The organism is Altibacter sp. (genome assembly GCF_019913785.1).
Lineage (GTDB): Bacteria > Bacteroidota > Bacteroidia > Flavobacteriales > Flavobacteriaceae > Altibacter.
Genome location: NZ_JAIOHK010000011.1, coordinates 64,996 through 80,176, shown reverse-complemented (window position 1 = coordinate 80,176; position 15,181 = coordinate 64,996). Strand labels below are relative to the sequence as shown.

The 15,181-nt window shown below is 42.2% G+C and carries 11 protein-coding genes; 2 read left to right on the top strand and 9 right to left on the bottom strand.

Annotation, left to right across the window (positions count from 1 at the left end):
• Nucleotides 1-62: 62 nt before the first annotated feature.
• The 8 genes from K8F54_RS01690 to K8F54_RS01655 form a co-directional block, all read right to left on the bottom strand.
• The gene (locus K8F54_RS01690; protein ID WP_290786163.1) at nt 63-1,940 is read right to left on the bottom strand and encodes a peptidase M61; all 1,878 of its coding nucleotides are present in this window, start codon (nt 1,938-1,940) and stop codon (nt 63-65) included.
• Between the two features lie 101 nt (nt 1,941-2,041).
• Nucleotides 2,042-2,983, bottom strand: a complete 942-nt coding sequence (locus K8F54_RS01685; protein WP_290786162.1) for an EamA family transporter — start codon at nt 2,981-2,983, stop codon at nt 2,042-2,044.
• 133 nt (nt 2,984-3,116) lie between these two features.
• A complete protein-coding gene (locus K8F54_RS01680) occupies nt 3,117-4,670 on the bottom strand; it encodes a DEAD/DEAH box helicase family protein (RefSeq protein ID WP_290786160.1) in 1,554 nt (517 codons plus the stop codon).
• A gap of 88 nt (nt 4,671-4,758) precedes the next feature.
• Entirely contained in the window at nt 4,759-6,315 is a 1,557-nt protein-coding gene (locus K8F54_RS01675; RefSeq protein WP_290786158.1) for an SDR family oxidoreductase, read from the bottom strand.
• Between the two features lie 82 nt (nt 6,316-6,397).
• Entirely contained in the window at nt 6,398-7,663 is a 1,266-nt protein-coding gene (locus tag K8F54_RS01670) for an MFS transporter (RefSeq protein ID WP_290786156.1), read from the bottom strand.
• Nucleotides 7,664-7,686: 23 nt separating this feature from the next.
• Nucleotides 7,687-9,042 carry a DEAD/DEAH box helicase gene (locus K8F54_RS01665; protein WP_290786152.1) on the bottom strand — a complete coding sequence of 452 codons (1,356 nt, stop codon included), beginning with the start codon at nt 9,040-9,042 and terminating at the stop codon, nt 7,687-7,689.
• A 153-nt stretch (nt 9,043-9,195) separates the two neighbouring features.
• The gene (locus tag K8F54_RS01660) at nt 9,196-9,651 is read right to left on the bottom strand and encodes a cold shock domain-containing protein (RefSeq protein ID WP_290786149.1); all 456 of its coding nucleotides are present in this window, start codon (nt 9,649-9,651) and stop codon (nt 9,196-9,198) included.
• Between the two features lie 111 nt (nt 9,652-9,762).
• Nucleotides 9,763-11,868: an elongation factor G gene (locus tag K8F54_RS01655; protein ID WP_290786146.1), complete on the bottom strand. Its 2,106-nt coding sequence runs from the start codon at nt 11,866-11,868 to the stop codon at nt 9,763-9,765.
• 499 nt (nt 11,869-12,367) lie between these two features.
• On the opposite strand from K8F54_RS01655, the gene K8F54_RS01650 reads away from it, so the two are divergent.
• Nucleotides 12,368-12,925: a biopolymer transporter ExbD gene (locus K8F54_RS01650; protein WP_290786143.1), complete on the top strand. Its 558-nt coding sequence runs from the start codon at nt 12,368-12,370 to the stop codon at nt 12,923-12,925.
• 9 nt (nt 12,926-12,934) lie between these two features.
• On the opposite strand, the gene K8F54_RS01645 is transcribed toward K8F54_RS01650, so the two are convergent.
• The gene (locus K8F54_RS01645) at nt 12,935-13,549 is read right to left on the bottom strand and encodes a VTT domain-containing protein (RefSeq protein WP_290786140.1); all 615 of its coding nucleotides are present in this window, start codon (nt 13,547-13,549) and stop codon (nt 12,935-12,937) included.
• Between the two features lie 166 nt (nt 13,550-13,715).
• On the opposite strand from K8F54_RS01645, the gene K8F54_RS01640 reads away from it, so the two are divergent.
• Nucleotides 13,716-15,014: a dipeptidase gene (locus K8F54_RS01640; protein WP_290786138.1), complete on the top strand. Its 1,299-nt coding sequence runs from the start codon at nt 13,716-13,718 to the stop codon at nt 15,012-15,014.
• Nucleotides 15,015-15,181: the final 167 nt, after the last annotated feature.

Genomic DNA, 15,181 nt, shown 5'->3' with positions numbered 1-15,181 from the left:
AAAAAAATTCCGACGTAGCAGCCTACATCGGAATTAGTAATTGATTTAACTAAGATCTCTGATTATCCTTTCAACCAAGCCTTCCGAAGTGCTATCTGAGCTTCGGTGGCATCGGGGTTTGCCTTGAGTTGTTTTCCTTGGATATAGGGTTGCTCGGTTATTGCATTAATTACCACTTCTTCTCCGGCTCTTTCCAGCTTCACTTCGATCTCCTTACCCATTTCCCAACCGTAAACCTCCATAAAGATACCGTTTGCATTTTCTCTCGACAAGGCCACGCCATTCACTTCTTTGATCACATCGTTGACTTGCACGCCTTGTTCAGACCAAAATGAATTGTTGTTAACAAGCTCATTAAATGAAATATCGCCATTAGGGCCTCCACTTACAATTGGTGTTCCACCGTCTAAGATAAAGTTGCCTTCTATCTTACCTTCTTCCAGTTGTAGGCCTACCTTTTCAAAAAACGTATTGTAATCGATCGGTGTTGTTCCTTCAACATGGGTGGCAAAGAATTCGGCCACACTGGGATAGGTCATTTGACCAATTTCGGCAATAATGGTATCGTCGTCGAATGGTTTGTTCTTGCCGTATTTGTTAGAAAGTTCCTTCATTAGCGACAACATGCTTCGATTCCCGTTACTACCTTCTCGCATCAGAATATCGATACACATACCAATGAGGGCTCCTTTCTGATATACATTGTAATAATTCCGCGAATAGGGATCGTCCAGAATGTTCTCACTCATAACCGTAAAACTCATGGCATCGTCCAATGCCTTGGAGGTGTCTATTTTTCCTAGCAAGGTGGCGTAGAATTCGTCTTCATCGATTAGACCTTTATAGATCTGAAAGTGATGTGCGAAATATTCGGTTACCCCTTCATACATCCACAAGTGTTTTGAAAAAGTAGGTGCGTTATAATCGAAATAGTGCACATCTTCTGAATGTACCGATAAAGGAGTTACAATATGAAAGAACTCATGTGCCACTATATCGAGCGCACTGGATGCCAAGGCCTGAGCCGGCATGCCTTCGGGCATTACCATTACCGTGGAGGTATGATGTTCCAATGCTCCGAAGCCTCTTGGAGAGGTCTCCGTTCCAGCCGATAGATAAACAAAGATATCGTAGCGCGGTGTATTGTTAATATCCCCCAAATACTCCTTTTGTGCTTCCATCATGGTAAACATGGTTTCCTTTAAGGTAGCTGCGCTGTGTATTTTGTTTGGCGAGTATACGCTTAGTACTACTTTTATACCTCCAACGTCGAATTCTTCAACATCCAATTTTCCATACATCATGGGATTGTCTGTGATATCAAAATAACGAGCCGCTATATAGGAGGTCGTGCTTGACGTACCATCTTTACTAGCCTTCTCTCCTACTTTCTGTAGTGCAGAAGAGCGCACGAAGTTGGAAGGAGCCGTGACATCCAATGTATATTGGCTATCCTTTAATGAATCGAAGTAGCCTATAAAACCATGTAGATTCAGTAGGTAGTTATCCTCTTCAATATTAGTCCCTGAAGGTGAAAAAGGTGACTTTCCCTCTCCTTCCACATCGAAGGTATCGTTCACGTAATAGGTAATCTTATCCAGCTTGGTGCCATTCTCGATGGTCCATGTATTGGTATCGGTTTTGGTAGAAGGCATTATGTTGCCTTTGTAATCGTAGGCCGTAAAACTTTCGATAAAGTATCCAAAATCACTCACCGCATAGGTGCCTTGCACTACTTTCGGGAGACGATACGTAACCATATCCTGCTTGAACTTTCCGGGATCTATAGTTACCGGAACCTTATCATCGACAACCTTTGTGAGATCGATGCTGGTTTTAATAACATCACCTCCAATGATATTATTGGCATAAGCACTTGCATTTAACCCAAAAGCCAATACAAATAAGGCTACGCCTAGAAGGGAATTCATTCTTTTCATAACGCTGTACTATTTTTCTTTTTTGTTTGATTAGTAGACGCAAAAAGGCTTTAAATGTTACAATCAACAGGGCGATTACTACTACAAAAATAGTTGGTCACCTACTTTTTTGAACTCGCCCCCCCTTTACTTGAAAACCTGGAGAGGGTTACGCCTTTTTTAGAAGTATTTATAAAATAAACTCCGGTAAGCAGAACGACTGCAGCAACGATGGATTGGGTGGTGATTTGTTCGTCTAAGAAATACCACCCCAACGCTAAGGCGATAATCGGGTTCACATAGGTGGAAGTTGCCACCTTTTCGGGAGAAACTACCTTTAGTAAATAGTTAAAGGAAGTAAAGGCAATAATGCTTCCGAAGATAATTAATAAGACCATGGAATACTGTACGTCTGTGCTCCACTCTGTGGGAAGGCTCCAAGCCTCGCCAAATAGCACACTTGAAATGGCCAGCATCAAACCGGCTGTGAACATTTGATAGCCTGTGTTGACAAAAAAGTTGGAAGGTAGGTCGGCCTTTCCTACAAACAGGCTACCATAGGCCCAGCTAATCATACAGACAAAGATCATGACCATCCCAATGACGGAGTTTTCCTGACTAATTAGTGCCTTCTGACTCACCAATAGGTAAATCCCTATCACGCCCAAAACGACACCTACCAAAGACATGGGTTTTATCTTCTTACCTTGAACAATACGCATGAGGATGAGTACGACTAGGGGTTGTGCCGAAATCTCCAAAGCGGCAAAACCGCTATCTACATATTTTAAGGCCCAAACCACAATTCCATTTCCGAAGCCCAGAAATAGAAATCCGGCAATCATGGTATTTCGCAACTGGTTCTTAGTAATGGCAAGTGAAATCCCCATAATTTTGGCAATCAGGAAAATCAAAAGGCCTGCCGTGGTAAATCGCACGGAGGCCAGCATAAAAGGTTCCAATTGGGCTACCGCAATTTTATTCAGCAAATAGGTAGAACCCCATATGACATAGATAGAGAAAAATGCAAGTACAACTAGGACTAGATTTGATTGCTTCGGCATTGAAAAAAACACATTCTTTTGGACGTACAATAGTACGCATTCCTTTTAATAAACTTCTTACACTAGATTAAGATAATAGCTATTCCGAAGTATTTATTGCTATCAAAGCAACCATTATTATCAAGCCGAATTGCTACTCTACCGGGGCATGACCATGAATTTCCTCGTAGATCGTATCGAAATGCTCTCTGAGGTAGGCACGTAACTTGAGTCGGTAGTCATCCTTCAACCAACTAATAAAATTATAGGTGCTTTTGCTGATGCATTTTGCATACTTTTCAATACGATGGTCAATATCATCACCCAATAGTTTGGCCAGTGCCAGTGCGTCGTAAACGTCTTCGCTATTTTCGGTACACATATAACCGTGTTGCGCAATAGAACGCTCGAGTATCTCCTTGGTAGAAGCCCCGCGTACGACCGAATCTGTATAGGCGCCTTTGATATCGAAATAGGTGTCTTTTGTATTGTTGAATTGTATTCGGACCTCTTCCGGTAATTCGTACTTAAAATTGCTTTCTAGTTCTTCATCATCCAGTAAACGATCCATATAGTAATCGGGTGAACGGAAGATGGCATTCCAATCTAGATCGGCACCCCAAGGACCAAAACGGTAGCAGTTATTCCCCAGATCGATCACTTGAAACGTTGCTTTGTTGTTGAGGATACGAGATCCACGACCAATCATCTGGTAATAGAGTGTAAGCGATTTTGTAGCACGGTTCAATATAATGGTGTCGATGGTAGGTTCATCAAAGCCTGTGGTTAAAATACTTACTGAAGTTAAAATGGCATCGGGCGTTTCTCTGAACCATTTAAGTATTTGTTTACGCTGCTTTTTGGTTGCGGTATTGTCTAAATGCGCAATGGGTAACCCGGCCGCCTTAAAGGTGTGATACACCTGAATGGAGGTATTAATCCCATTGTTGAAAATCAATGTCTTTTTACCTTCGGAATGCATTTGATAGGCCGCCAATAAATAGTCCAACATGGTATTGGTGGTGTACAGATCTTCCGAAGACTTGACCGTATAGTCACCATTGGACCCCACTTCCAAGGCAGTTAATCCCATATTGTACTGAATGATCTCGGCACGTGCCAGAAATTCATTTTCGATAAGTGCCTCGATGGATTCTCCCGCAATTAGCGCATCGTAATTGTCCTTCATGGGCAAGTTCTTGTTTGAACTCAGCGGTGTGGCTGTAACGCCAAGTACAAACGATTTGTCGAAGAATTTGAAGAGCTTGGTAAAAGAGTTGTAGTGTGCCTCATCAATAATAACTAGTCCAATATCTGAAATATCCAACTTGTCGTCGTGTAAACGATTATTCAAGGTCTCCACCATGGCCACAAAACAGCTATAGCGTGCTTGGTCATCTAAATTGGCCGTACTATTCACCACCTTGTTTACCACGCCGAAACTGGTCAGCATTTCGGAGGTCTGTTTGCACAACTCGATTCGGTGCGTCATCACCAGCACCTTTTTATTATGGTGTTTGAGGTATTGGCGCACTATTTCAGAAAAAATAACGGTCTTCCCCCCTCCTGTAGGCAGTTGGTACAATAGGTGGTAGTCATCGGGTGCCGACTCAAACTTCTCGAAGATCCTTTGAATTGCTCCTTTCTGATAGCTATAAAGTTCCTTATCGGTTTTCCGTTCCTGTAATCCTATTGCAGTTTCAGCCATATGCGTCCCAATTTTAGGGTTTTGCAAAAGTACCTACTTTTATAGGCTTTTCGGTCACGAATTCCGTTAATTTTATGAGCATCGATACTTACCAGTCGATGGGACGGTAATCCTTTAAGAATTTTCCACTCCAATGCTTTCCAATATTGATGCCATCAAACAGGGGATCCATCACACGTGCTGCCCCATCGACTATGTCTAAGGGAGGTTGAAAATCGTGTACTTCCTTTTTGTGCCTCGCAAGATCTGCGGGGTCTTCATCGGTCACCCAGCCTGTATCCACCGCATTGATGTAAATTCCCTCTTTGGCTAAACTTCCTGCGGCGGTATGGGTAAGCATATTAAGTGCCGCTTTGGCCATGTTGGTATGGGGATGACGATCTTCCTTAAAAAACCGGTGAAACTTTCCTTCCATGGCCGATACATTGATAATATGTTTAAGCCCGGTGTTCTCGCGTTTCATCATTTCTGAAAGTCGGTTACACAAAACAAAGGGGGCCACCGAGTTTACCAATTGCACTTCGACCATTTCGGTGGTTTCGATCTCGCCGAGTTTTAACCGCCAGCTATTGGTTTTCCGAAGGTCCACCTGCTGTAAATCGGCATCCAACTGTCCTTCCGGAAACACTTCTTTGGCAGAAAGCGAATTGTCGAAGCTATACGGGATTTGAGAGAGTTTTGCCGAAGCGCGTAACCCAATACCGGGTTCGGGGCCATGCCAACTCACCGGGAGGGTGTTATTTATATTTTCCTTTGTTCCGCCGGTGATTGAATTTATTTCTTCTAAACATTTATAATGATCGTGTAGCAGGTCTGCGGCAAATTTTGGAAGGGCTTCTAATGGCTTTCCTTCGTGCTCCATAAGATGCTGATAAAATCCGGCAGGACGGCGCACTGTTTGTGCTGCATTGTTGATCAAAATATCTAGCCTATCGTATTTCTGCTCTATATAGTTGCAAAAAATCTCCACACTGGGAATATGCCTCAGATCCAAGCCATGAATCTTTAGACGATGTCCCCACTGTGTAAAATCCTCCTCCTTCGAAAACCGCAAGGCCGAATCCACCGGAAACCTGGTCGTGGCAACTACGGTCGCACCTGCTCGTAATAACATGAGGGTACATTGATAGCCTATTTTGAGTCGGGAGCCGGTAATGACCGCTACCTGGCCTTTTAAATCGGCTGTTTGAAATCGCTTGGCATAGTTAAAATCACCACAGTCCGAACACATGGTGTCGTAGAAATGGTGCAGTTTTGTAAACAGGGTTTTACAGACATAGCAGTTTCGGGCTGAGGCCAATTCGGGTGTTTCTTTTGTGGAAATTTCGGAATTGGGAAGTAATTTTGGCGCTACAAATACAATGGCTTCACGTGCGCTTCGAATACCGGTTTCCTTTCGGGCAGTTCGGTCTTTGGCCGCTTGTTTCCGTTTTTCGGCTTTTTTCGCATCCTTCTTTCTTCTAGAGAATTCGTCCCTGTCTGGTCTCGATAGCATTCCTGAGGCCTTAATTAGGGCGGTACGCTGCTCTTTTGGGATTTCAAAGATTTCATCGGTATTGGAATTCAAAAAGCTTAGAATGCTAATACACTTCTCAATTTCTTCGGAAGAAAACCCACTCGCCGTGTCCAATTCGTTCTTTTTCATATAAAAAAATAAGTCGGCAAATGTACTCTAATTTCTGTGCTGTCTGCTACTGAAACGAGCTTACTTCAGAAAAAAAACCGCGCTAGTTTGCTTCATGTGCTGCTATATCTTTCCGCAGGTCCAGTTTTCGCAATCGCGGAAATTTATAGGCGGTAAGCAGTACCGTAAACAGGGTCATACTACCGCCAAACACTACAGCGGTAACCGTTCCCATAATTTTGGCGGTAAGACCGCTTTCGAAAGCACCTAATTCGTTGGAAGACCCCACAAACATCGAATTTACAGCCGCTACCCTTCCGCGCATGGCATCGGGTGTTCGCAGTTGGAGTATGGTCTGACGAATAATCATGGAAATCCCATCGGTTACACCACTGAAGAAAAGGGCTATCATAGAGATCCAGAAGACGGTGGAAATTCCGAAGGCGATAATACAAACTCCAAATCCGAAGATTGCTGTCAATAATTTGATACCGGCATTCTTGTTCAAGGGGAAATAGGCAGAGGTAAACATAATTACAAGGGCCCCTACGGCAGGAGCTGCACGCAGCATTCCAAAGCCTTCGGGGCCAACTTTTAGGATGTCCTGTGCGTAGATAGGAAGTAATGCCACGGCGCCACCAAAGAGCACGGCAAACATATCCAAGACCAGTACGCTTAGGATGACTCTGGTCTTACGCACAAATCGAATTCCCTCCCGTAGACTCTTCAAGACGGGTTCTCCAATATTCGGATTCAAAATGGGTTTCCTCGGAATTTGAAGCAGTAAGAGCAGGGCGATCAAAGACAGACCAAAAATAATACACATGGACCAGTGTACCCCTATTAAATATATGGTAAAACCACCTACTGCAGGCCCAACAATTGCGCCGAGTTGCCAGGTAGAACTGCTCCAGGTAGCGGCGTTGGGATATATTTTTTTCGGCACCAATAATGAGAAGAGCGAAAATACCGTAGGCCCCAAAAAAGCACGTACAATTCCGCCTACAAATACAAGCGCATACATGATATACAGGATGCTGTTCTGGGTCATATCGGAGATGATGAGCGGCCAGGTAATAAGAAACAGACCCAGGCTAACGACTGAGAATCCGGCGATGCATTTGATCAATAAATTTCGTTTCTCGCTTTGGTCGACAATATGTCCTGCGAAAAGTGCCATGGCAACGGCAGGAATTACTTCCATAAGGCCTATGATTCCTAATGATAATGGGTCTTTGGTGATGCTATACACCTGCCATTCGATCACAACAAACTGCATGGACCATGCAAATACCATGGCAAACCGTACTCCTAAAAATATATTGAATTCCCTAAAGCGAAGTGCAGCGTATGGATCGTTCTTTGCCATTGGTTAGGTGTCTACTCCTGTATTTACTTCTTTTTATTGCGCTTATTGTAGTTCTTGTCGCCCTTGGTCTTTGGCTTTTTGTATTTCTTTTTGATGATGCGCTTATAAGACCCTCCTTGATTGACTTGTTTGTTCTTTTCCTTTTTCTCATGGAAGCCTGAACCCGCTTCCGTATCGACATTGCGTTTGATAGGATTGTTTGGTTCGGTTAGTTTTGGTTGTTCTTCGGAAGTCAATTCTTTTGAAACGCTTACTTCTGAAGGCCATGCTAACAACGGAATCTTATATTCCATTAACCGCTCAATGGCTTCCTTGGCGTTGGTTTCCTTTTCGGTATAAAGCAGCAGTGAATTCCCTTCCTTTTCTGCGCGACCCGTTCTACCAATGCGGTGCATATAATTTTCGGGAAAAGAAGGCGTGTCGAAGTTAATCACATGTGAAATCTCATTCAAGTCCAAGCCTCTGGCCATGACATCGGTGGTCACCAGGATCCTGTTGGTACCTTCATCAAACTGTTTAATGGAGCGCAGGCGGTAGTTCTGTGATTTATTCGAATGGATGACACAGATCTCATCGGCAAAGCGCGCTGCTAAAAGTTCGAAAATAAGGTCCGCATTCTTTTTATTTGAAACAAACACTAACACTTTGTCGTATAGCTCTTTATCCTGCAGTATATGAAGCAGTAGATTCACCTTCGAATAGAAGTTGGGAACGGCCATGGCCTGTTGTGAAATTGTATCCAGCGGGGTTCCGCTTACGGCTACTGAAATCTTTTCAGTATTAAGGAAGAAATCTTGTATGAGTGCATCGATCTCGTCGGTCATGGTAGCCGAAAACATGATATTTTGTCTTCGCTCCGGTAATAGATCGAAGATATTTGTAAGTTGAAACCTGAAGCCCAGATCGAGCATTACATCTACTTCATCTATCACCAACTTCTTTACTGATTTTAACTGCAGCGCCCTACTCAGCACTAGATCGTACAGCCGTCCGGGGGTAGCGACCACGATATCGCATCCTTGGGCCACTTCTTCTTTTTGTCGATTCATATTTACCCCTCCGTATACCCCGATGACACGAACAGAGGAATATTTGGCGAATTTTTCTATCTCTTCCACCACCTGCACCACAAGCTCACGCGTAGGGACAAGTACCAAAACCCGAGGTTGGATTTGTTTAGAAAATGACAACTGCTGCAAAATAGGCAACATATAGGCGAGCGTCTTTCCGGTTCCCGTTTGCGCAATTCCCACTATATCTTTACCCGATGCAACCACAGGAAATGCCTCAACCTGTATGGGGGTGGGTGTTTCAAAGCCCAGGTCGGTGATTGCGTTTTGTAGTTGGTTGGAAATATTAAACTCGTCGAATGACTGCATGCCGTAATTCTGTTTTATTCGAATAGTGGCAAAGATAGGTACTCTTTTTTCGGAAATAGAAATTTATCGGTCAAACATAGCCAGGCTCGAACAATGCGTGATAAAAGAAATTATGAAGTGCTGAATTTTGGGAGCTCAATTAAAATCGAGCGGTTACTTGATGAGGGTTACTTTGACCGCGTTCATCCCACGTTGGCCCTTTTCAAGTTCAAAGGAAACGTGATCGTTTTCTACAATGGTATCTATTAATCCACTCACATGTGTAAAGTATTTCTCTTCATTGACATCGTCAATGATAAATCCGAATCCTTTGGAAGAATCGAAAAAAGACACTTTTCCTTTTCGAACGGGATCGAAAGCTACGCGGTCACCTTCCTCCATTTTAGGAATACCTATTTCAATGCTAGCTGCTTCTACTTTTACTTTTTTAGAGGGATCTGGTGGTGTATCGGTTAAATTCCCTAAATGATCCACATAGGCAAATTGGATTCCGGGATTCTCTTTGGCTTCGGCTTTACGCGCTTCCTTTTTTTTCTGTTTTTCCTCTCGTTTCTTTAATCTCTTCTTCTCCTTCTCACTCTTACTATACGTCTGCTGCGATTTAGCCATTCGATGTTTAAATTAGTTTATATATGCGTAGGTAGGCAAAGGTATCATTTACAAGATACATTTGCACATACTTTTAAATAATAATTAAGTGCTCCATATAAGAAACACTATTTACATGTTATTTACCAAGTCTTTTTGAACATTAGGAGGTACCGGTTGGTAGGATGAGAATTCAGACATAAAAGTCGCTCTTCCCTGTGTTAACGATCTAAGGTTGGTGGAATACCCGTATAATTCAGATTCGGGTGTAATACATTTTAAAATCTGATAGCTATCGTTGCTATCGATTCCCTGAATAATGGATCTTCTGGATTGCAGATCGGTCATTACATTTCCAACCATTTCCTCAGGAACTTTCACGGTCAATTCCAAGGTGGGTTCTAATAATTTTGGGTTGGCATTTAAAAAGGCTTCTTTAAAGGCATGAGCGCCTGCAATCTTAAAGGAGATATCGTTTGAGTCTACCGAGTGCATCTTACCATCGTACACCATCACCCGAACGTCTCGTATATAGGAGCCCGTAAGCGGCCCTTCCTCCATGACTTCCAAGACCCCTTTCATTACAGAAGGCAAATAACGCTGATCGATCACACCCCCAACAATACAATTGTAAAAGATCAATTTCCCGCCCCAGGGTAGGTCCATTTCTTCCTTTCCTCTGATATTAAACCCATCCGGTTCTTCCATACCCTCACTCCAGGGTTCGATTTTCATATGCACTTGGGCAAATTGCCCCGAACCACCCGATTGTTTCTTATGTCGATAATTGGCATTGGATGCACGCTGTATGGTTTCTCGATACGAAATCTTTGGTTTTTCGAATTTGGCTTCGACCCCGTAGATGTTTTTTAGCGTCCAATCGATGATGGCCAAATGCAATTCGCCTTGACACGATAGTATCAACTGGCGTGCCTCTTTTGAAAAAGAGACTATGACCGTAGGGTCCTGACTATGAATTTTCTTAAGTGCATCACTTAATTTCTCTTCGTCGTTTTTGTTTTCTGCAACTATTGATTTTCGTATTCTAGGCTGTGGATATTGTATGGGTTTTATTCTAATTGCCTTACCCGGTGCGGCCAGGGTATCGTTCGTTTCGGTATATTTTAGCTTTAAGGTAGCACCAATATCACCAACAGTTAGTTTAGTAACCGAATTTCGTTCTTTACCGTCCATGATAAAGAGCTGGTTTATCACTTCAGTTTCATCATTTCTCGTGTTTACCAATCGATCATTGAGACGAATCTCACCCGATATCACCTTAAAGAAGGTTATTTGCCCTAAGTTGGGTTGATACACTGTTTTAAACACAAAAAGTGCTGTAGGCGCATCCTTGGTACTAGGAATCTCATTGCCTTCAACACTTTGCTCCGGTTGCAAATCGGCAGCTGCAGGGGCCACATTGTCAATGAAGCCCATCAACCTTCCGCTACCCATATCATTGAGAGCACTCATACAAAAGACCGGGAAGAGTTCATGGTTCAACATGCCGGCTTTGATGCCTTCACGCATTTCATCTTCGTTCAGGGTTCCCTTTTCAAAAAACAATTCCATCAAGGCTTCATCGTTCTCGGCAGCCCTTTCGATCAATTCGTTTTGTAATTCGGCCGCAAGCTCCTTCTGATCATCGGGGATCTCTAATTTCTCAGGTTTCCCTCCTTCGGGAGAAAACTTATAGAGTTTCATTTTCAATACATCGATGATGCACTGAGCTCCGTCGAGGACGTACGGATATTGTATCTTAACCGCGTTGTTCCCAACGAGTGATTTAATACTTTTATAGCTTTCTTCAAATTTTGCATTGGGATGGTCAATTTGATTAATGACAAAAAGAGTAGGCTTATTGTATTTGCTGATATAGCTCCAGATGATTTCGGTGCCCACTTCTACCCCATGTTGCCCATTCAATACCGTAACGATCGTATCGGCAACACGAATGGAAGATATGATCTCTCCTATAAAATCGTCTAAACCCGGGGTGTCGATAATATTTATCTTATAGTTCCGCCATTCGGTATGAAGTGGGGTGGCGTATACCGAATTTCCTCTTTCGTGTTCTACCTCGTGATGGTCGGAAACAGTGTTCTTAGCTTCCACGGTACCGCGGCGGTTTATTAAACCAGCTTCAAACAACATGGTTTCGGCCAATGTAGTCTTACCGCTGTTGTGAGCCCCCACAAATACTACATTCTTAATGTGTTTGTCATCATATATTTTCATATATCCAATTTTAAAAGTTAGCATTCCAATCAAATCGTTCGCACGGTATTTCGGGGCTAAATGGCATGTTACCGGCGATTCAAATTGAAAGTTGAGATTTTAGACTACTAAATATATGAAATTACTGCAATAAAACTTTAAGAATTTCTCGGTTAGTTTCAGATTCTACGCTAATAAAGTACAATCCCGAAGCAAGCTTTGCGCCCGAACCGTTGGTGCCATCTCAGCTAAGTTGTTGTTTTCCAGAAACAAAGCCATCTAACAGCGTTCGGACTTTTCTTCCACAAAGATCAAAAACGTTTACTTGTACCTGTCCTTCTTACAGTACCGTATCGTCCTTAAATAACAATAAAATGAATTAAAAAGTAGTTCATCCTCCGCAAATTGACTTGTTATTTTAGGACAGGCTTATCGGACTTTACAATCTAGCTTGCAGATAGCAGTATCGTGGCATCTTTTTTGAAATGAAGCAGTTATAAGGTCTTAAAACGTTTCAGCTATGAGAAATTCGAACAACTCCCCTAAAGTAAATGCAGGAAGTATGGCAGATATAGCCTTTTTACTCCTTATCTTTTTTTTGGTGACCACTACAATTCCGAATGATAAAGGAATTGCCCGAAAACTACCCGAAGCTTGTCCCCCGGGAGTGAAATGTGATATTACCAAAAACGAACGCAATGTGTTACGACTTAGTTTGAATGAATTTGGTGAGCTAATGGTCAATGAAACAGTAACACAAATGGATGAACTACGTGAATTGGCCAAAGACTTTATAGACAATAACGGCGATGCCAGTTGTGCGTTCTGTAAAGGGAAAGGCGTACAAGCGTCTTCTGACAATCCACGGGAAGCAGCTATTTCCATTACTACACACAGAAATACTCCTTATAAGGATTTTATAAAAGTTCAAGATGAATTGACCGCGGCCTATTTGGAACTGCGAACTGCCTATGCCAAATCTATTTTTAAGAAGGATGCTTCGGAATTAAGTCAGATGGAAATGGAAATCGTTAAAAAGGCGTATCCCTTTCAGATATCTGAAGCCGCTATTCAATAAAGTAACCGCTTACACCAGGTTGAAAATCGCCAAGGCAAAAAGGTAAAATCTCACAAAACGAAGCGTCCCGAAAAGCAAGTAATTTCGGAATCTGTAATTTATGGTTCCGGCTGCCATGCTGGTCATTGAAAAGGGTATTGGAAGTAAAGCGCCTACTATGATCAAAAAGCCGCCCCATTTACGAACATTGCGAAGATGCTTTTCCATTTTCACCTCTACATAATTATATACCGCAGGAATTCTTAAGATCATTTTTCCTATAAAATAGGAAACAATCCCGCCTAAATAGGACAAGATAGCAAGCAAGGTGAGATACACCATCGGAGAGGCCGTCTTGTCGGACCATGCGATAAATATTTCAGGTGGAATAAGACCTAGCAATGATTCGGAAGCAAAGAATACCGAAAGTATACCAACAGGTGCGTAGGTGTTGGTGATATGGGTAAAGAATTCGCTAAAGTCAAAAACGAATTGATTCAGCAATACGACTAAAATTATAAAACCGAGTATTGGAAGTGAAGCCTTTTTTAAACTTTGGCCAACAAACGAATAAAAGCCCGTCAAGCTATAGTACTTGTGCAGACGTTTAATATTGTTCTTTTTTGACTTAGGGGCTGTGTTCATAATAATAAGTAGGTATGTAATAAACGCTATAAATTCTTAAATCGTATGGGTTCGATTTTAAGTGAGCAAAGATAAAATATTTTTAATGTGTTTTAGTTAAAAAATCCCCAATTCCCTTTCTGTAATATTTGGCTATATTTGATTCTCGTCTAATACTCTATTCTTTATGAAGAAGTTTGTCCTAATTATTGTAAGTGTAGCCACTGTATTCACCTCCTGTAAAAATCCTGAAAAAGAAATGACCGAAGCACAACTCGTTGCCAAAGCAATGGAGATTCACGAACGTGTGATTACCTTAGACACACATTGCGATATAAACGTTGCCAACTTTACCGATAGCATCAATTACACCCAGGATCTCGATTCGCAGGTGACCTTGTCAAAAATGAAAAAGGGCGGTTTGGATGTTGCGTGGTTTATTGTATATACCGGACAGGATTCGTTGACGGAAGGCGGTTTTGCGAAGGCCTATGAAAATGCCATGGCAAAATTTAACGCCATCCACAAATTGGTCGAGGAAATTGCACCAGATCAGATCGAACTGGCCACAACAACAGCAGATGTCAAACGAATTGTTGCCAGCGGAAAAAAAGTAGCAATGATTGGAATTGAAAACGGCTATCCTGTTGGAAATGATATTACCAACGTACAAAAGTTTTATGAGCTTGGTGGACGTTATATGTCGTTGGCACACAACGGACATAGTCAGTTGAGTGATAGTAATACCGGTGAGGCTGACGGAATTTGGTTGCATAACGGACTCAGCGAACTTGGGAAGCAGGTGATTGTCGAAATGAACAAGGTAGGTATGATGATCGATGTGTCACATCCATCGAAAGAGGCGATCAAGCAAATGATTGAATTATCCAAAGCTCCTGTCATCGCCTCCCACTCTTCGGCCAGAGCCTTATGCGATCACAGTAGAAATCTGGATGACGAACAATTGGCGTGGATGAAAAAGAATGGCGGTGTAGTTCAAACGGTGGCTTTTAAGAGTTATGTAAACAAAGAAAAAAGTGATGCACGTGCTGCCATAGAAACAGAAATTGGCAAACAGATTATGGACTCTATGGGCGTTGTATGGATGGAATGGAAGGATTTAGGGCCACTGCCTAGTGAAGAAAAAGAGGCTTACTATAACAGTTATAGCGTAATGTCGAAAATCCGAGACCAAAAATTAAAAGAGATGACCGACCTCCCTCCTGCTGTCAATGTTTCCGATTTTGTAGATCATATTGATTATTTAGTTGAAAAGATCGGAATAGACCATGTGGGTATCAGTAGTGACTTTGACGGTGGTGGCGGACTAGAAGGCTGGAACGATGCTTCCGAAACTTTTAATGTTACCCTGGAGCTAGTCCGTCGCGGTTATACCGAATCACAAATAGCCCAGTTATGGAGTGGAAATTTACTAAGAGTACTGGATGAGGTATCGGCTGTTGCTGAAAAATGGCAAACAAATTAAATTCCTATTTGGCTCCTTATATATAGGACTTTTGAATGCTATCTATTTTTAAAAAAACATCCCAACTAAAAGTGGGATGTTTTTTTTATCTCAGCAATCGAATGGGTGAAATGACGGTTGAAACCATTAAAAGAAGTAAGATATTTCTTTCATGAATACATTTATAT